The organism is Aquabacterium sp. A3 (assembly GCF_038069945.1).
Classification (GTDB): domain Bacteria; phylum Pseudomonadota; class Gammaproteobacteria; order Burkholderiales; family Burkholderiaceae_C; genus Aquabacterium.
The window spans coordinates 620119-638856 of sequence record NZ_JBBPEV010000001.1 but is presented as its reverse complement, the minus strand read 5'-3'; the positions used below and the strand labels follow the sequence as shown (position 1 = coordinate 638856).

The following is an 18738-nucleotide window of genomic DNA, read 5'->3' as shown; positions in this document are numbered from 1 at the left end:
TGAGGTCGCCAAGGGCGACCTCACAGGCTGGCCAGGAAGGCCGTCACCTCGGCCTCGGCCCGGGTGCGCTTCATGGGCGGCAGGCTTTGCCAGATGCGGCGACCGTAGGGCTTGTCCACCAAGCGGGTGTCGCAGATCATCAGCACGCCCCGGTCGGTTTCGCTGCGGATCAGGCGGCCCGCGCCCTGCTTGAGCGCAATGATGGCCTGAGGCACCTGGTGGCTCATGAAGGGGTTGCCCCCCGCTTGTGACAGCAGCTCCAGGCGCTTGGCCAGCACCGGATCATCCGGGGGCGCAAAGGGCAGCTTGTCGATCACGACCAGGGTCAGGGCGTCGCCCTTGACGTCAATGCCTTCCCAGAAGCTGTGGCTGCCCACCAGCACGGCATTGCCGGCGCGGCGGAAATCATCCAGCAGGGTGGGGCGGGGCGCATCGCCCTGGCGCAGCACGGGGAAGGGGTCGCCTGCCGCCTCCAGCAAGGACTTCAGCCGGGCTGCGGCGGCTTCCACCGCGCGCAAGCTGGTGCACAGCACAAAGGCCCGCCCCCGGTTGGCGCGGATCAAGGGCAGGGCGGCATCCACCACGGCGGCCGTGTGCCCTGCGTGCGATGGCAGGGGCAGGCCCGGCGGCACGTAGAGCATGGCCTGCTCTGGGTAGTTGTAGGGGCTGGACCATGACTGACATTCGGCGTCTTCCAGGCCCAGCGCATCGGTGAAGTGGCGGAAGTCGTTCTTCACGGCCAGGGTGGCCGAGGTGAAGACCCAGGCCTGGTGGCGTCGGTGGGCGGGCTGTGGGCTTCCAGCGTGCTCGCCAGCGCTCGCGCCTCCAGCGTTGTCGGTGGGCGCATCGGCAAACAAGGCCTGCAGATCAGCCAGGTCCTGGGCGGCCTCGTCATCCATCAGCCCGTCGGCCGCGTCGTTCAGCGTGTCGTCTGGTTCATCGCCTGCGCCATCCTCGGCGTCCTCCCCGGCGTCCTCCCCCAGGCGCTGACGGCGAAACACATCGGCCACGGAGATCGGTGTGCGGTGCAGTTGCACCCCATGGCTGCCCACATCCACCCAGCACAGCTCGGGCTCGTGTGCGCGCTCGGGCGCGCCCCAGGCGATCAGTCGTTGCAGCAACTCCTGGCTGCGGCGGTGCAGTTGTTGCAGGTCGACGCTGCGTTCGGCCTGCTGATCCAGCGCGTCGCGCACCTGGCCCAGGGCCTCGCGCAGGGTGCCCAGTGCGGGCAGCAAGGGGTGATCGGCCCCCAGTTGATCCATGGACAGGCGCTGCTGCGCCTGTCCAAAGCACAGCCGCAGATCGCGCGCGGCGCGGTCCAGCGGCGCCAGCACATCGTTCCAGTTGGCGGCGTCGCGGGCCTGGGCCTGGCCGATGGCCAGGGTGTCGCGCAGCAGGTCCAGCAATTGCGCGGTGGACACCGTGTCGCCAAAGAACAGCGTGGCCGTGTCGGGCAGCTGGTGCGCTTCGTCAAAGATGATGGTTTGCGCCTGGGGCAGCAGTTCGGGCACGCCTTCTTCGCGCAGCATCAGGTCGGCAAAAAACAGATGGTGGTTGACCACCACCACATCGGCATCCTGCGCCTCGCGGCGGGCGCGCACCACAAAACAATCGGCATAGCGGGGGCAGTCGCTGCCCAGACAGTTCTCGCGGGTGGAGGTGACCCGTGCCCAGATGGGTGCGTGCTCGGGCACGGTGGGGCATTCGGCCTTGTCACCCGTGGCGCTGAGGGGCGCAAAGCGGTTGATCTCGGACAGGTCACGCACCTCTTGCCGGCTGCCCAGCAGGGTAGCGTCCTGGTTGGTGCGCTCCAGGTGGTGCCAGCACAGGTAATTGCTGCGGCCCTTGAGCAGGGCCACCTTCACGGGCACGGCCAGGGCATCGCGCACGGCGGGCAGGTCGCGGTGAAACAGCTGGTCTTGCAGGGCCTTGGTGCCGGTGGACACGACCACCTTGCCCCCTTCCAGCAGCGCGGGCACCAGGTAGGCGGCGGTCTTGCCCACGCCAGTGCCGGCCTCGAGCACGACGGTGCGGCCATCGCGGATGGCGGCCTGCACGGCCTGGCTCATCTCGATCTGTTCGTGACGAACGCAATAGCCGTCTAAGGCGCGGGCCAGCGGGCCGCTGGCAGAAAACAGGGTGGGCAGGTCCATGATGATGCGACCGATTGTCGATCAAAAGTGAGGTCGTGCCGCGGTGCGGTGGGCCACCTGACTCACCCTGAAGGGGGCACCTTGATGGGTGACGCAAGCGCCACCACTGCGACTGCACTTGCCGGCCGGAGGGCCATCGCACAAGAAAAAACCCGGTGCACCGAAGGCACACCGGGTTGGTGAGGTTCATCCGGGCTCCCGCCCGTTCAAAGCCTCACAGCATCATTGCGGTACGGCAGGGAACCAGTCCTTGATGAAGGCCAGCGATTCGAAGTCCTGCACCGCCAGCGGGCCGAAGCCCACGATCATGAGGCCGGAGGCCATCACGATCAGCGGCAGGATCCACCGCTCGTAGCGGCGGAAGAATCGCATGTGCTTGACCTCCTGGTCGGCAAGGTGCACTTCATCCTCGCCCACCACCTGACGCGTCAACAGCTGGTTCAAGGCCACGGGCGGCGACAGGTAACCCAGCTCGAAGGCCACCAGCACCATCATCCAGAAGTGCACTGGGTCGATGTTGTTGGCGTAGGCCACCGGGGCGAGGGTGCCCGACACCAGGATGGCAGCACCGAGCGGATCCATCGACATGCCCACGACCACCATGATCACCATCAGGAAGGCCATGGCCGTCCAGCGGCTGTCAAAGACCTGCGGGAAGTAATGCATGATGTCCGAGCGTTCGATCACGCCACCCACGGCCAGCGACAGGGTCATCAGGGCCAGCAGGGCGCCGATGTGGCCAATGGTTTCGGTGGTGGCATAGCGCACCGAACGTTCGACACCTTCTTGCCGATGGCTGGCGTAGTCCGGTGTGATCTCGGCCTTGCCCTTGTTGAGCACCTTGTCGAAGATCAGGATCAGCAACAGCATCACCGGGATGATGGTGGGCGCCGTGATTTCATTGAGCTTGGTGTCCAGACCGTACTCGTACAGGGCGATGATCACCACGGTCACGCCAATGTAGGGCAGCAGGGGGATCAGCTCACGTAGCATGCCTGGGATGGCGACCACCGGTGATTCGATGGCGGCACGCTGGGTGCGCAGCATCTGAGACACCAGGAAGAACAGGGTGGACGTCAGCAGGAAGACGTAGAAGCCCCAGTGGTACAGGCCGTTGGTGGTGACCTGCTTGTTCAGCGCCGCAATCATCACCACCAGCAGGCAGGGCCGCAGCACCACACCCAGCGAGCCGGACATGGCCGTGGCGGCCAGGGCGAACTGTCGTGTACCGCCGGCGGCGCGCACTTCGTGGTAAATCACCGCGCCAGCGGCGATCACGAAGATGCCGGAGGCCCCTGTGTAAGCCGTGCCGATCGAGGCGATGATCAGGATGATGTAGGTCAGCAGCTGTGGCGACAGGTTCCACGGCCGGATCACGTTCAGCACCAGGTCAATCACCCGGCTTTGCTTGAGCAGCATGCCCGCCCAGATGAACAGGGCCAGGTTCATGAAGATGCTGGGCAGGGCCATCAACTGGTTGATGTAGATGGCCAGACCTGCAGGGTGATCAATGCTGAGGAAGTACACACCGGCATTGATCGACATCACCGCGTACAGCGGCGTGGCCAGCAACGCCTTGCCCCAACCGCCATCGCCTTTGGCCGAGGCCTCACGCGGCTTGAACACACGCCACAAGTTGATCAGCAGGATCGCGGCGAAGGTGGCGATCCAGATGTAGTGCAGGTGCGGGGCATCCACCTCACCGCCAGATTTCAGGATCTGGTAGTAGCGGACGCACGAGTACAGCAGCAGGCTGCTGGCGATCACCTGAGACCAGGTGACCACGATGTGATCGCGGGTGTACAGGGCGCCACGGATCCCGATGTGGTGCCAGCCCAGGGTGGTCACGATGCAGCCGATCGACACCATGATCAACAAGATCAGTGGGCGGTTTTCCATGCCCAGCTTGAACAGACCGAAGAAGCTGGTCTCCAGCGTGCGATAGGCCTTGACCTCTGGCGTGAGGTTGGCCTGCACCCGCTCGTACATGTCGTGTTTGGCTCGACAAATCGTCTGCGCCTGCTCGATGGACTGTCGCAGCACGGCCGGGTCGGCGGGGCCACTGTCACCGAACAGGTCGTCCAGGTCGTCGGTGCTGGGCGCCTTCGACTCGGCCAGCTTGCGCTGGACCTCGGCGTCAACGTCGACGTTGCGGTTGCACTCGGGCTTGACCGGGTCGGCCCGCAGCATGAAGTACTGGACCTGCTGATCGGGGTTGCCGAACATGGATTCGCCCAGTCTCAGCAACTGGCCGTGGACCATTTCCCCTGTGCCGATGATCAGGGTGAGCAGCAGCAAGGCGAACACAGGCAGGGTGGCGAACCATTCCTGCAGGGTCCGCCCGAGAAGTTTGCGTGAATCAGGTGCGTTCATGGATGTCAGTCATCGTTGGGTTGGTCGGCGACCGATCAAACCCTAAAAAAAGAGCGCACGTCGTGGGGCGTGCGCACCTTGCGGCCATGTGGCCGGTCGTTCATTTCCAGTCTTCTTCAGACTTGGTTGAGCATTCCGGATCGGAGGGGTTCACGTTGCAGCGCACCTTCTTGATGATGCGCAGACCCTGTTTGTCGTACAGGCCTTGCTTGGCGATGTCGATGCGAGACTCCCGCAGCATGAGGGTGTACTTGTAGGAGTCGGAGGCCGACAGGTCCATCCACACACCCGGCGGGATGCTGGCGTCAGCCTGTTTGACCAACTGCAGCGCCCGATCGAACTGCCCGGCCCAGTACTGCCGAGACTTCAGACCAAATCCTTCCGGGAATTTGGTGCTGTTGAGGATGACCTGGTAGGTCAGGATCATGATCGGGAACCGCGCCATGGCGCCCTTCGTGCCCACGCCTTTGTGGAGTTCCAGCGGCCGATAGGCCATCGTGGGTGCAGCAATGAAGTCGACCGAGCCGTTGTTGAACTTCGTGGCGAAGTTGGTGATGTCGGCAGACACCGGTTGTGCGCCGATGCGCTGGATCATCACCGCCTGCGCCTTGTCATGGTCGAACGACGCAATGCGTTTGCCCGCCAGGGCCTCAACCGAGTTGATCTTGCGGTCGTTGACCACAGGGTAAGCCGCCCCCAGCGGAATGATGCCGCCCACCTCGTGCTGGCCGTTGACCATGAAGCGATTGGCCGCCGGCGTGGCGAACGTCTGCACCAACTTGCGCACCACGTCGTAACTGCCATTGATGTCGATCTTGCCGTCACGCACGATCGTGGTGGCCCCCAGGGTGTCGATGGAGCCGGCCGTCGGGTTGAATTGACGCGTACGGAACGCGGTGGCCACAAACCCGGCGCACTGTCCGGTGCGGTACTCCTCAGAGGCCACGCGCTCGTCGGTGAAGCCCTTGAGTTCGATGTTGACACCATGACGCTGCATGGCCACCTGGTAGTCCTTGGCCATGTTGAACAGGTCCCCAGCGGCGCCCAACAGGTCGTACACACAAAGGCGCTGTGCATGTGCCTGGGATGAAGCCCCTGCGGCCGCCAGCGCCAAGGCGCAGACGGCCCCCAACTTCTTGACCGAATTCATGATGTCTCCTCGGATCCGAAAAACGGAGGGCCCCAACAGCGGGCCCTCTTTGGTGTTCAGTGCCTCAGGGTCAGACCACGGTCTGTCGTCGCGGTGCGTCAACCCATGACACTTTGTAACTATATCGGGGGTGAAGTTGCTCCAGGGTTCCCCTAGCCCACACGCATAGGGGAAGGGAATTCCCTAGCGTGCGGGAGAGTCCCTGGCGACACATCAGTTCAGGAAGCTTTCGGCGTCGATGTCGCCGCCCACCTTGTCGTCCCAGAACTTGCCCAGACCCAGGATGGGCGTGCGGGTTCCGGTGTTTTGGGTCCACATGCGGTCCGACATGTTGGTGATCTGCGATTCGGCGATCGCATCCAGCAGTCGGTACTCGCTGTTGGGCTTGAACTTGGGCACCGAGCTGAAGCGCTTGATGATGCTGCGCAGGCGAGCCTTGTCGTCGGCCGACTGGGCGGCCACGGCGGCCATCACGTGCGGCAGTCGAATCCCCATCTTCTCACCCAGGGCCATCGAGCTTTCAAAGGTGCCGGCCACGTCTTTGCCCTCTGATCCGCCAGGGATGATGCTCCAGACCACGGCTTGTGTGGCGCGAGGAACGCCCCACCACTTGTTGTTGTCCAGGCAGCCCATGGCTTTTTCAACCAAGGGGGCGGTGTCGGTGGGCACGCCCACGGTCTGCTGCGCAGCGATGTCGTTTTGCATGGCCTGCAGGCCAGCCACCGAACCCAGCATGTAGACCATCTCGTCAAAGTCTCGCTTGAAGCGCGGGCAGCTCTTGCCGTACTTGATGAAGTACTTCTGCTCCATCTTGGTCTTCATGCGGAAGAAGGCGGTGTACTGGCGTTCTGCGGCGGTGGCCAGCAAGCGCTTCTGGGCCACGCGGGCATCAATGGCTTCATCCGAGCGCTTTTCGCGTGAGGCACGCAGGTAGCGCATCTCTTCGTCCAGTGCGGCGTTCTCGGAGCACACACCGGCCGACGACAGCAGCACCGTTTCCATCAGCGAGGGGTCGCCGTAAAAGTTGCGGGCAGCCCCCACCAGCGGCGTGTTCACGGCCGAGAAGGTGCACACCATCTGCACGTCGCTCATTTCAAGCGTCGGGGGTGTGAATCCATCTTCCAGGATGCTCAGCGTGGTGCCGCTGACGTTCGATTGAATCAAGGCACAGCCACCCAGCGAGAGGGCCGATGTGGCCACTGCCAGCAAGGTGAGCAGACGAGGCATCCGAGAGGTCATGGAAGGGTTCTCCAGAGAGAAGGTGCGTGATGAGCAAGCGGGGCGTGGTGAGCGATCCGCGCTGGTTGTGGCGCAAGATGTCATCACACCACAAGACCGGGAAATTCTAGCCCTGCAAGCCGTGTTGACCACGGGCCCAAGCACTAGGGATAGCCCCCGATCCCGTCCAATCAGATTGGACGCCTGACATGAAAAAGCCCGTCGAGGGACGGGCTTTCACGGGATCGAGGCCGAGGTTCAGCGGATGGGCTTGAAGCGCACGCGCTTGGGGCGCGCGCCTTCTTCACCGAGGCGCTTCTTCTTGTCGGCTTCGTACTCCTGGTAGTTGCCGTCGAAGAAGAACCATTGCGAGTCACCTTCGCACGCCAGGATGTGCGTACAGATGCGGTCGAGGAACCAGCGATCGTGGGAGATGATCATGGCGCTGCCGGCGAATTCCAGCAGAGCTTCTTCCAGTGCGCGCAGGGTTTCGACGTCCAGGTCGTTGGAGGGTTCGTCGAGCATCAGCACGTTGCCGCCCTGGGCCAGTGTCTTGGCCAGGTGCAGGCGACCGCGCTCACCACCGGAGAGGTTGCCCACCAGCTTTTGCTGGTCGTTGCCCTTGAAGTTGAAGCGGCCGATGTAGGCGCGCGAAGGCATCACGAACTTGCCCACGACGATGTTGTCGAGGCCGCCCGAGACGTCTTCCCACACGGTCTTGCTGCCGTCCAGGCCTTCGCGACTTTGATCGACAAAGGCCAACTGGGCCGTCTTGCCGATGCTGACCTCGCCGCTGTCGGGCTGCTCGACGCCCTGAATCATGCGGAACAGCGTGGATTTGCCGGCGCCGTTGGGGCCGATGATGCCGACGATGGCGCCCGCGGGAATTTTGAAACTCAGGTTGTCGATCAGGCAGCGGTCACCGAAGGACTTGGTGACGTTCTTGAACTCGATGACCTCATTGCCCAGGCGCTCGGCCACGGGGATGAAAATTTCGTTGGTCTCGTTGCGCTTTTGGTATTCGACGTCGCTCAGTTCTTCGAAGCGGGCCAGGCGGGCCTTGCTCTTGGCCTGGCGGCCTTTGGTGTTCTTGCGCACCCATTCCAGCTCTTGCTTCAGGGCCTTGGCGCGAGCGTCTTCGGTTTTCTGCTCCTGCTCCAGCCGCTTTTCCTTGGCGTCGAGCCAGTCAGAGTAGTTGCCCTTGTAGGGGATGCCCATGCCGCGGTCGAGTTCAAGGATCCACTCGGCGGCGTTGTCGAGGAAGTAGCGGTCGTGGGTGATGGCCACGACGGTGCCCGAGAAGCGGCTGAGGAACTGCTCCAGCCAGTCCACCGATTCGGCGTCCAAGTGGTTGGTGGGCTCGTCAAGCAGCAGCATGTCGGGCTTGGACAGCAGCAGGCGGCACAGGGCTACGCGGCGCTTCTCACCGCCGGACAGCGGTCCGATCTTGGCATCCCAGGGCGGCAGGCGCAGCGCGTCGGCGGCCAACTCCAGTTGCAGGTCGGTGTTTTCTGAGCCGGCGGCGGCAATGATGGCTTCCAGCTCGCCTTGCTCTGCGGCCAGGGCATCAAAGTCGGCGTCGGGTTCGGCGTAAGCGGCGTAGACCTCGTCCAGGCGCTTCTTGGCGGCCAACACGCCGCCAATGCCTTCTTCCACGGCTTCGCGCACGGTCTGTTCGGGGTTGAGCTCAGGCTCCTGCGGCAGATAGCCGATCTTGATGCCGGGCATCGGCACGGCGTCGCCCTCGATGTCCTTGTCCACGCCCGCCATGATCTTGAGGAAGGTGGACTTGCCCGAACCGTTCACGCCCAACACGCCAATCTTGGCGCCGGGGAAAAAGCTCAGGGTGATGTCTTTGAGGATCTGCCGCTTCGGGGGGACGATCTTCCCGACGCGGTTCATGGTGAAAACGTATTGGGCCATGGTGACTCTGCTGTAAGAGAGTGGCGCGCAGCAAGCAGGCGCCAAACCCGTTAGTGTAGCCAGTCAACCAGGGCGCAAACCGGATTCGTACGTTTCACCCGTGGGTTTCAGCAATGCATCAGCCGCGCAAGCGCATCAGCAGCTTGTGGGTTTCGTCCTGTGCTGCTTGCTGTGCGGCTTCATCGGTCATGTGTGCCAGGTCCAGCAAGGACATCTTCAGGTTCATCAGGCTGTCACGCAAGGTGAAAAGCGCGGCCTGCATCTCCGCCACGGACGAGGCATCCGGGTTGTGGGGGGTGTTGTCTGACATGCTGCTGCTCCTGGGCCCCGGAAGTCGTGAGCGGCCCTCGGGGCCAGGGCGGCCGGTGGGGTAACCTGCACGCCAGACTTCACTGTATCGGGGCCCATGCAAGAGGCATAGCGCCTGATTGCGGGGGGCGCATTGCACCATGAAAAACCCGGCCGAAGCCGGGTTGAATGTCCAACGCTCCGCCGGTCATGGCGGAGGGCTGAATGCCTGTCAGGGCTTGTTGCCGGTCGGGAACGGCCAGGCAGCCTGAGGGCTCAGGGTGGTTTTCGCTGCAGGGGCAGGCTTGGAAGGTGCAGGCTTCTTGGCGGCGGCTTTCTTGGCCGGCGCAGCCTTTTTGGGCGCAGCCTTCTTGGGGGCGGCGGCCTTCTTCACTGCGGCCTTCTTGGGGGCTGCAGCCTTCTTCACCGGTGCTGCCTTTTTGGGTGCAGCGGCCTTCTTGGCGGGCGCAGCGGCCTTCTTGGCCGGTGCAGCCTTCTTCACGACGGCCTTCTTGGCGGGTGCTGCCTTTTTGGGTGCAGCGGCCTTCTTGGCGGGCGCAGCCTTCTTCACCACGGCCTTTTTGGCGGGTGCGGCCTTCTTCACGGCGGCCTTCTTGGCGGGTGCAGCCTTCTTGGCGGGCGCCGCCTTCTTGGCCGGTGCAGCCTTCTTCACAGCGGCTTTTTTAGCCGGGGCAGCCTTCTTGGGTGCCACTTTTTTCGCAGTTGCCATACGGATCTCCTTGATCAAGTTGCAAAGAGCACTGCACCACCAACTGGTGATACAGGATCCACCACCCGACACCCCCTAGGATCTGAGTGCGGTGTGATGAATGGGGTACGCCAGGGGCTCATGTGCTGGTGGCTTTGTGCTCTTTGCGGCACTTGCTCAATCCCAGGACAGGGCGCCGCCCGACTGGTATTCAATGACTCGGGTTTCGAAGAAGTTGCGTTCCTTCTTCAGGTCAATCATTTCGCTCATCCAGGGGAAGGGGTTCTCTTCGTTGGGGAAGAGCTCGTCCAGTCCGATCTGGGTGGCACGACGGTTGGCGATGTAGCGCAGGTAGCCCTTGAACATCGAGGCGTTCAAGCCCAGCACGCCGCGCGGCATGGTGTCTTCAGCGTAGCGATACTCCAGTTCGACTGCCTTAAGGAAAAGCGCCTTGATTTCGGCCTTGAATTCGGCGGTCCACAGGTGCGGGTTCTCGAGCTTGAGCTGGTTGATGAGGTCGATGCCGAAGTTGCAGTGCATCGACTCATCGCGCAGGATGTACTGGTACTGCTCGGCAGCGCCCGTCATCTTGTTTTGACGACCCAGGGCCAGAATCTGTGTGAAGCCGACATAGAAGAACAGGCCTTCCATCAGGCAGGCGAACACGATCAGCGACTTCAGCAGCGTCTGGTCGTTCTCGGTCGTGCCCGTCTTGAAGTCGGGGTTCATGATCGCCTCGATGAAGGGGATCAGGAACTCGTCCTTGTCGCGGATGGATTGAACTTCGTTGTAGGCGTTGAAGATCTCGGACTCATCCAGACCCAGGCTTTCAACGATGTATTGATAGGCGTGGGTGTGGATGGCTTCTTCAAACGCCTGGCGCAACAGGAACTGGCGACACTCGGGTGCCGTGATGTGGCGGTAAGTGCCCAGCACGATGTTGTTGGCGGCCAGCGAGTCGGCGGTCACGAAGAAGCCGAGGTTGCGCTTGATGATGCGTCGCTCGTCTTCGCTCAGGCCGTTGGGATCTTTCCAGAGGGCGATGTCGCGAGACATGTTGACCTCTTGCGGCATCCAGTGATTGGCGCAGGTGGCGAGGTACTTTTCCCAAGCCCACTTGTACTTGAATGGCACCAACTGATTCACGTCGGTCTGGCCATTGATGATGCGCTTGTCAGCCACGTTCACGCGCCGGGTGCTGGCGCTGGTGGTGCCTGATGCAGCGTGCGCTGCGGAGGCGACTGAGCCCACACCGACCGGCGATGTGGAGGCGAAGCTTTGAGGCTTCTGCGAGGATTTGGACGATTCGTCTTCCCAGACCAACATGGTGGACATCCTATGAAGCTGGATTATGAAAGGGTGTTGCGAAAAACACCAAGCACTTCTTGACATTCGCCATCAGTGCTTGTTGTTGGCTCGCATCGAAATTGTCGGTGACCGATGGCCCTGCATCAAGGCGTTGGTGGTGATCACGCATCACGCGATCGGCTTGAAGCCTCGATGAACAGGGCCTTTCAAGGCGATGGGCCTTGAAGAGGGCACTTACTGGCAGGCCTCGCAGTCAGGGTTGTCGATCGAGCAGAACTTCACGTCGGTGGCAGGCTCGCTCATCGGGGTTTCTGCTTGGGGTGCCGCATTCATGCCGCCGCCCACGTTGTTCGACACCGCGTTGAGCTGACCACGAGACACCGTCGATTTTTCAGCGTGGGTGGCGCCGATGGTGCGCAGGTAGTAGGTGGTCTTCAGGCCACGCAACCAGGCCAGCTTGTAGGTTTCATCGAGCTTTTTGCCCGATGCGCCGGCCATGTAGATGTTCAGTGACTGAGCCTGGTCGATCCACTTCTGGCGACGCGAAGCGGCTTCGACCAGCCACACCGGCTCAACTTCAAAGGCCGTGGCGTACAACTGCTTGAGGTCTTCAGGCACGCGGTCGATGCGGCGCAGCGAGCCATCGAAGTGCTTGAGGTCCATCACCATCACGTCGTCCCACAGGCCCAGCTTCTTCAGGTCGCGCACCAGGTACTCGTTGATGACGGTGAACTCGCCCGACAGGTTGGACTTCACCGACAGGTTGCCGAAGCAGGGCTCGATGGAGGCGTCCACACCAATGATGTTGGAGATGGTGGCCGTGGGGGCGATGGCGATGCAGTTGGAGTTGCGCATGCCGTGCTGTGCCACGCGGGCACGCAGGGCATCCCAGTCCAGGGTGGTGGAGTCGTCAACTTCGACATAGCCACCGCGTTGCTCAGCCAACAGCTTGACCGAGTCGATGGGCAGGATGCCGCGGTCCCACAGCGAGCCACGGTAGCTGCTGTAGCGGCCACGTTCTTCTGCCAGTTCGGTCGAGGCCCAGTAGGCGTGGTAGCAGATGGCTTCCATCGAGCGGTCGGCGAACTCGACCGCGGCCTGGCTGGCGTAGGGTGTGCGCAGTTGGTACAGCGCGTCCTGGAAGCCCATCAGACCCAGGCCCACCGGACGGTGGCGCAGGTTCGAGTCGCGGGCCTTCTTGACGGCGTAGTAGTTGATGTCGATCACGTTGTCGAGCATGCGCATGGCGGTGCGCACGGTCTTCTTGATCTTCTCTTGATCGATGGCGCCGTCCTTGATGTGCTGGGCCAGGTTGACCGAGCCCAGGTTGCACACGGCGATCTCGCCACCATTGGTGTTCAGGGTGATCTCGGTGCACAGGTTGGACGAGTGCACCACGCCCACGTGCTGTTGCGGCGAGCGGATGTTGCAGGGGTCCTTGAAGGTGATCCAGGGGTGGCCGGTTTCGAACAGCATCGACAGCATGCGGCGCCACAGGTCGACGGCCTTGATGCGCTTGAAGGGCTTGATCTCGCCACGGTCGGCCTTGGCTTCATAGCCGGTGTAAGCCTCTTCGAAGGCCTTGCCGAACTTGTCGTGCAGGTCGGGGCAGGACGAGGGCGAGAACAGCGTCCACTCGCCACCTTCCATCACGCGCTTCATGAACAGGTCGGGGATCCAGTTGGCGGTGTTCATGTCGTGGGTGCGGCGGCGGTCGTCACCCGTGTTCTTGCGCAGCTCCAGGAATTCTTCGACGTCCAGGTGCCAGGATTCCAGGTAGGCGCAGACGGCGCCCTTGCGCTTGCCGCCCTGGTTCACGGCCACGGCCGTGTCGTTGACCACCTTCAGGAAGGGGACCACGCCTTGCGACTTGCCGTTGGTGCCCTTGATGTGCGAGCCCAGGGCGCGCACCGGGGTCCAGTCGTTGCCCAGTCCGCCGGCAAATTTGCTCAGCAGGGCGTTTTCCTTGATGGCCTCATAGATGCCGTCGAGGTCATCGGGCACGGTGGTCAGGTAGCACGACGACAGTTGCGAACGGCGGGTGCCGGCGTTGAACAGCGTGGGCGTGGACGACATGAAGTCGAACGAGGACAGCAGTTCGTAGAACTCGATGGCGCGGGCTTCGCGGTCGATTTCGTTGAGCGCCAGCCCCATGGCCACGCGCATGAAGAAGGCCTGGGGCATCTCGATGCGGGCGCCATCGACGTGCAGGAAGTAGCGGTCGTACAGGGTTTGCAGACCCAGGTAGTCAAAGTTCAGGTCGCGTTCGAACTTCAGGGCGGCACCCAGGCGAGCCAGGTCGAACTGGCCGAGCTTGTCGTCCAGCAACTCGGCTTCGATGCCCTTCTTGATGAAGGTGGGGAAGTAATCGGCATAGCGCGTGGCCATGTCGGCGTGCATCACCTCTTCGCCGAGGATTTCGCGGCGGATGGTGTGCATCAGCAGGCGGGCGGTGGCACGGGTGTAGGCCGGGTCGTGCTCGATGCGGGTGCGGGCGGCCAGGATGGCGGCCTTGTAGACCTCGTCGATGGAGACGCCGTCGTAGAGGTTGCGCTGGGTTTCGGCCAGGATGGGGGCGGGCTTGACGTCTTCGCCCAGGCCTTCGCACGAGGATTCGATCAGGGCTTGCAGGCGGGCCAGATCGAGGGGCACGCGCTGCCCCTTGTCGATGACGTGCAGCGTGGGCAGGGCGGCGGCTTGTTGCTCGCTGGCCTGTTTGGCGCGCTCTTGGGTGCGACGTTCGCGGTACAGCACGTAGGCGCGGGCAATCTCGTGGTGGCCGCCGCGCATCAGACCCAGTTCGACCTGGTCTTGCACGTCTTCGATGTGGAAGGTGCCGCCACCCGGACGCGAGCGCAGCAGACCGCGCACGACGGCTTCGGTCAGTTGGTCCACCGTTTCGCGGACCGAGGCCGATGCGGCGCCCTGGGTGCCGTGCACGGCCAGGAAGGCCTTCATCAGGGCCACGGCGATTTTGCTGGGCTCAAACGAAACGACCGCACCGTTGCGTCGGATGATCTGGTAGGCGGCATACGCCGACTGACGGGGCTGAGGTGCCGCGTCAGATGGGAAGCCAGTGGCAGCAGATGGGTGAGACGACGTGGTGCTGGGCGTGGACGTTTGCATGTGATTCCCTTTGATGGCGTCGGGGCGGCAGCGGATGGCTGGCGGCCCGTCGGACGAAGGCCTCGATGGTGTACGAGGGTAAAACGCTGACACTATATATGGTGTCGCGACCTGTTTTGGACGCTACCGGTAGTGTCTGGTTGGCACTATAACGCCTTTTTTCGAGCGAGGCGACTGTGGTGTGCAAACTGCGGGAAATTGCGGATCGGGCAGTCCCGTTTGACAGCCAGAGACACCTTTGGCGTGCCGATTTTCAGCCTGCGAATCGCTGTCGATCCCACCCTGTCAGGGCCTGCAGCCGCGCCCAATCGAAGCCTGCCCCAGGGTCTTGTTTGCGCCCTGGCGCGATGTGCTCATGCCCCACCACCGCAGAGAGTGGCCACTGTTGGTGGAGATCACGCAACAAGGTGCTCAAGGCCTTGTATTGCGCAGGCTCAAAGGTGTCGCCCTCCAGCCCTTCCAGCTCAATCCCCACACTGAAATCATTGCAGTTGTCACGGCCACACCACGTCGAGGCACCGGCGTGCCAGGCGCGGTCGTGCACCGACACGAACTGCACCAGTTCGCCTGTGCGTCGGATCAGGAAGTGGGCCGACACCTCCATGCCCCGGATCTGATCAAAGTAGGGGTGGGCGTCCCAATCCAGCCGGTTGGTGAAGAGTTGTTCGATCTCGGGGCCACCATATTCACCGGGGGGCAGGCTGATCGAATGCACCACGGCCAAGTCCACAGTGGCATGCCCAGGGCGTGGCCCGAAGTTGGGTGATGGGCAGTGCCTGGCGTGCGCCAGCCAGCCGTCGCGCCAAGTGGGTGCCGGCCGATCACTCATGGCCCGCGCCTTCGCTGTCCGGGTCAAATCGATCGCCCAGCACGATGCCCTGCTCGTTGACCTGAACGCCAAGGCGGGCCATGCGGTACCGAATCTGTCGCAGCGACAGACCCAGACTGGCCCCCGCCGCAGTGCGGTTGTAGCGGTGGTGCTCCAGGGCCTTGACCAGCACGTCTCGTTCAACCTGATCCAGGTAGGCCACCAGGTCAGACGGCAGGGGCGGCTGGCTCACCGTGGTAGCACTCTGGTGGCCGACCGGTTCGGAGGGGTGCGCGGGGGACAGGTCGTCCAAGGTTGCTGCAGGCCCGGGCGGTGGGGGCGGCACGAGGCCGAGGTCGGTGGCCTCCAGCATGGGGTGATTGCTCAGGGCCACCGCGCGCTGCAAGAGGTTCTCCAGTTCGCGCACGTTGCCCGGGAATGGGTGGGCCTGCAAGGCTGCCAGGGCGCTGGCACCCAGTCGGGGCACGACGCTCAGGCCGTTGTCTTGCGCAATGCGTTCCAGGATGCGCTGGCTGAGCAGAGGCAGGTCGTCCAGCCTGTCCCGCAAGGGCGGCAGTGTCAGCTGGATCACATTCAGCCGATAGTACAAGTCTTGCCTGAAGCGCTGTTCCTGGATCTCGTCGGGCAAATGCTTGTGGGTGGCGCTCAAGATCCGGACATCGATCGGGACTTCGTGAGTCCAGCCGATGCCCCGTACCGCGCGCTCCTGGATGACGCGCAACAGCTTGCTTTGCATGGCCAGCGGAAGATCGCCGACCTCGTCGAGGAAGAGGGTGCCGCCTTGCGCCGCTTGAAAGAAGCCCTCCCGGTCTTCCTGCGCACCGGTGAAGGCCCCCTTGCGATAGCCAAAGAACTCTGCCTCCAGCAGGTGTTCCGGGATGGCGCTGCAGTTGACGGCGAGGAATGGCGCGTGCCGGCGGTGGCTGGCTTCATGGATGGCGCGGGCCACCAGTTCTTTGCCGGTGCCTGATTCGCCGAAGATGTGCACGGGCGCCATGTTGCGCGCCACCTTGTCGATCAGCACACGCACCTGCTGGATGGCCGGGCTGTGACCCAGGAGCTGGCGCGCGGCATGGGCGCCGGCACTGGGCGCCCGTTCTGCCACCGATGCCGTGGTGCCAGGCTGGGGCGCCCCATCTGGGTCCATCGTCTCCACGCCGTGGGACGGGGGGGGGGCAGCAGCGCCGAGCGCCGAGGCCACCACCGAGCGGAACTGCTTGAGGTCCACGGGTTTGGTCAGGTAGTCATACGCCCCCGCCTTGAGCGCGCTCACGGCATTCTCAGCCGAGCCATAGGCGGTGATCACGATGACCTTGTCACTGCGTTGCTGGGCCTCCAGCCACCGGATGACGTCCAGTCCCTGGCCATCTGGCAGCCGCATGTCGGAGATGACGCAGGCGTACGGGCCGGCCTGCAGGCACTGCATCGCTTCGGCCACCGTGCCTGCGGTGTCGACGTCGTAGCCCTCCCTCAGCAAGGTCAGCTCGTACAAGGTGCGCAGATCGGGCTCGTCATCAATGACCAGCAGCTTGTGACTCGATGGGCTCATGAGGCGCGGGACGTGTTCGTCTCAAGAGGGGCGACCGGCAGGGTCATGAAAAACTCGTTGCGGTGGCGCACGCTGGCAGGGTGTTGGCGGTAGTCGATGCTGGCGCCATGACGTTCACACAGTTCACGGCAAATATACAGGCCCAGCCCGGTGCCTCTGCTGCTGGTCGAGAAAAAGGGTTCGAACAAGGCCCGTTCGGTGTCCGGGCTGATGGGCTCGCCGTCGTTGCACACCGACACCATCAATTGGGCTGGGCTGTGTCCCTGATTCAGCAGGCGCAGGCTCACGAGCAAGGCCCCGGGTTCGCCGCTGTGGTAGCGCAAGGCGTTGTCCAGCAAATTGGTGATGACCCGGTGGAGGTGCTCTGGCTCGAAGCGGCAACGGATGGGGCCGTGTCGAACGGTGTTGCCCGGATCGATCTCCAGGATGCTGTCGGAACCTGCACCCAGGGCATGAACCCCTCGCCATTCATTGCAGATGGCGACGACCTGCTCGATCGGTTCGATGAGTGGCGCCGGCGGCCTCAAACCCGGTGCCACGGCGAGGATGTCGTTGACGATGTGTTTGAGTCGGCCGACGTTGTCGGCAATCATGCGAGTCAGGCGACGTTGTGTGGGCGACAACGGGTCTTCTTCCAGCAAGGCGTTGGCCTGGGCAATGGCCGCCAGGGGGTTGCGGATCTCGTGTGCGATGCCGGCCGACATGCGTCCCATGGCGGCCAGCTTGGCCTGCCGCTCACGCGCGCGCACGCTGCGCAGGTCTTCCAGCAGCACCACACACATGTCTTCGACCTGCCGGGGCGATTGCTCGCGTGTGAATCGCAGGCGCACCCGCAGGTCTCGGCTGCTCTGGTCGTCAAAGCGCAGGCTGATCTCGATGCCGTTGTCACCCAGGCCGCCTTGCTGTTGCCCCTGGCCGATCGCCCTCACCAGCGGGGCCCAGGCCGGCACGCCATGCAGTTTGAATGGCGCCGGCGCGGCCTGTCCCTGCGCAGACAGCAAGCGCCGGGCGGCGGGGTTGGCGGTTCGCACGCGGCCTTGGCGGTCGACCACCATGACGCCATCGCTCATTTCTTCGATCACCAGGCGGTTCAGTCGAGCCTGCTGGCGTGCCAGCTCCAGGCTGCCGCGGGCGCTGCGTTCTTCTCTGGCCAGCCGGGTGGACAGTTCTGACGCCAGCATCGACATCACGAACAGGCCAAAGCCGGTGACCCCTGCCTGAACCAGCAGCGAGGCCGTCTGACCGCCTTCTTGCCCTTGTATCCAGGCGGCACTCAGCAAGGTGATGGTCACGGTGGCCGCCACGCCCATGGCCATGAGCCTGGGCAACAGGACGGCGGCCATCAGCACGGGCAGCACCAGCAGGGCCTGTGAGTTCAGATGGGGACCCGTGAGGTGGTGCAGCAGGGCAAACAGGCTCAGGTCCACCCCCACGGTGGCCAAAGCCTGCCCGGTGTTGAGGCCTCCGCCGTCACGCCCGCGGGGCTCTCGCAGGCCAGGCCACATCCATGCCGCGAGGGTCAGCACCAGGTGACCGCCAATCAGCATCAGCAACCATCCCGGGGGTGCCGTGCCCAGCGCCGCAGCCAGCATGACCAGACCGGAGAGCACCGCTGACACGGCCACCCGTGCCCCCAGAAACGCCCGGTGCACGCGTTGAAACGAGGGCCACTGTGGCGAGATGCCCGTTTTGACCGAGGACGATGGTGATGCCGATGCGGCCGTGGGCTCAGGGCCCTGAACGCTGGCCGGCCACACCGTCGGCGACGCCTCATCGATCGCACCGAACCAGGAGCCCTGCTGGTCGGCCCCCTGGGGGCCCTGTGCGCGCGGGCGGTCAGCCATGGTGGTCTTGGGGATGGTCTTGTTGTTCGGCACGTGTGCCCCGAGAACAGTGCGAGGCAGAGCAATACAGCGATCCCTCGGGCGAGCGCACGGCATCGCTTTCAGGCAGGTGGATGCCGCAGTGTGCGCAGCGCACCATGCGTTCGGGCAGGTTGGCGCCGGGAGGCCTGGGCTTGTCGCCAGGGCGCCACAGACGGCGCAGTGCGGGTGAGTACCACAGCCACAGGCCCACCACGATGACCAGCAGCAGCTTGAGGACGGCGCCCAT

At 63.6% G+C, this 18738-nt stretch carries 13 protein-coding genes; all 13 read right to left on the bottom strand.

The annotated features are described in order from the left end of the window. Positions 1-20: 20 nt before the first annotated feature. The 13 genes from WNB94_RS02785 to WNB94_RS02725 all read right to left on the bottom strand — a co-directional run bounded on the left by WNB94_RS02785 (position 21) and on the right by WNB94_RS02725 (position 18738). A complete protein-coding gene (locus WNB94_RS02785) occupies positions 21-2153 on the bottom strand; it encodes an ATP-dependent DNA helicase (RefSeq protein ID WP_341388239.1) in 2133 nt (710 codons plus the stop codon). A 222-nt stretch (positions 2154-2375) separates the two neighbouring features. Next, complete coding sequence (locus tag WNB94_RS02780) at positions 2376-4526, bottom strand: TRAP transporter large permease subunit (protein WP_341388238.1); 2151 nt, start codon at positions 4524-4526, stop codon at positions 2376-2378. A 100-nt stretch (positions 4527-4626) separates the two neighbouring features. Then, entirely contained in the window at positions 4627-5676 is a 1050-nt protein-coding gene (locus WNB94_RS02775) for a putative solute-binding protein (RefSeq protein WP_341388236.1), read from the bottom strand. Positions 5677-5889: 213 nt separating this feature from the next. Then, on the bottom strand, positions 5890-6915 hold the full coding sequence (locus WNB94_RS02770) for a hypothetical protein (protein WP_341388235.1): 1026 nt from the start codon (positions 6913-6915) through the stop codon (positions 5890-5892). A gap of 237 nt (positions 6916-7152) precedes the next feature. After that, positions 7153-8817: an energy-dependent translational throttle protein EttA gene (gene ettA / locus WNB94_RS02765; RefSeq protein WP_341388233.1), complete on the bottom strand. Its 1665-nt coding sequence runs from the start codon at positions 8815-8817 to the stop codon at positions 7153-7155. A 118-nt stretch (positions 8818-8935) separates the two neighbouring features. Beyond that, entirely contained in the window at positions 8936-9127 is a 192-nt protein-coding gene (locus WNB94_RS02760; protein WP_341388232.1) for a hypothetical protein, read from the bottom strand. Positions 9128-9337: 210 nt separating this feature from the next. Beyond that, positions 9338-9835, bottom strand: a complete 498-nt coding sequence (locus WNB94_RS02755) for a histone (protein WP_341388230.1) — start codon at positions 9833-9835, stop codon at positions 9338-9340. 156 nt (positions 9836-9991) lie between these two features. Further along, complete coding sequence (locus tag WNB94_RS02750) at positions 9992-11140, bottom strand: ribonucleotide-diphosphate reductase subunit beta (protein ID WP_341389923.1); 1149 nt, start codon at positions 11138-11140, stop codon at positions 9992-9994. Positions 11141-11356: 216 nt separating this feature from the next. Then, complete coding sequence (locus WNB94_RS02745; protein ID WP_341388228.1) at positions 11357-14248, bottom strand: ribonucleoside-diphosphate reductase subunit alpha; 2892 nt, start codon at positions 14246-14248, stop codon at positions 11357-11359. Between the two features lie 253 nt (positions 14249-14501). Beyond that, the gene (ampD, locus tag WNB94_RS02740; RefSeq protein ID WP_341388227.1) at positions 14502-15077 is read right to left on the bottom strand and encodes a 1,6-anhydro-N-acetylmuramyl-L-alanine amidase AmpD; all 576 of its coding nucleotides are present in this window, start codon (positions 15075-15077) and stop codon (positions 14502-14504) included. Beyond that, positions 15070-16626: a sigma-54-dependent transcriptional regulator gene (locus WNB94_RS02735; RefSeq protein ID WP_341388225.1), complete on the bottom strand. Its 1557-nt coding sequence runs from the start codon at positions 16624-16626 to the stop codon at positions 15070-15072. The genes ampD and WNB94_RS02735 overlap by 8 nt, the downstream gene beginning before the upstream one ends. Next, a complete protein-coding gene (locus WNB94_RS02730) occupies positions 16623-18470 on the bottom strand; it encodes a sensor histidine kinase (protein WP_341388224.1) in 1848 nt (615 codons plus the stop codon). The genes WNB94_RS02735 and WNB94_RS02730 overlap by 4 nt, the downstream gene beginning before the upstream one ends. Then, a complete protein-coding gene (locus WNB94_RS02725; RefSeq protein WP_341388223.1) occupies positions 18463-18738 on the bottom strand; it encodes a PP0621 family protein in 276 nt (91 codons plus the stop codon). The genes WNB94_RS02730 and WNB94_RS02725 overlap by 8 nt, the downstream gene beginning before the upstream one ends.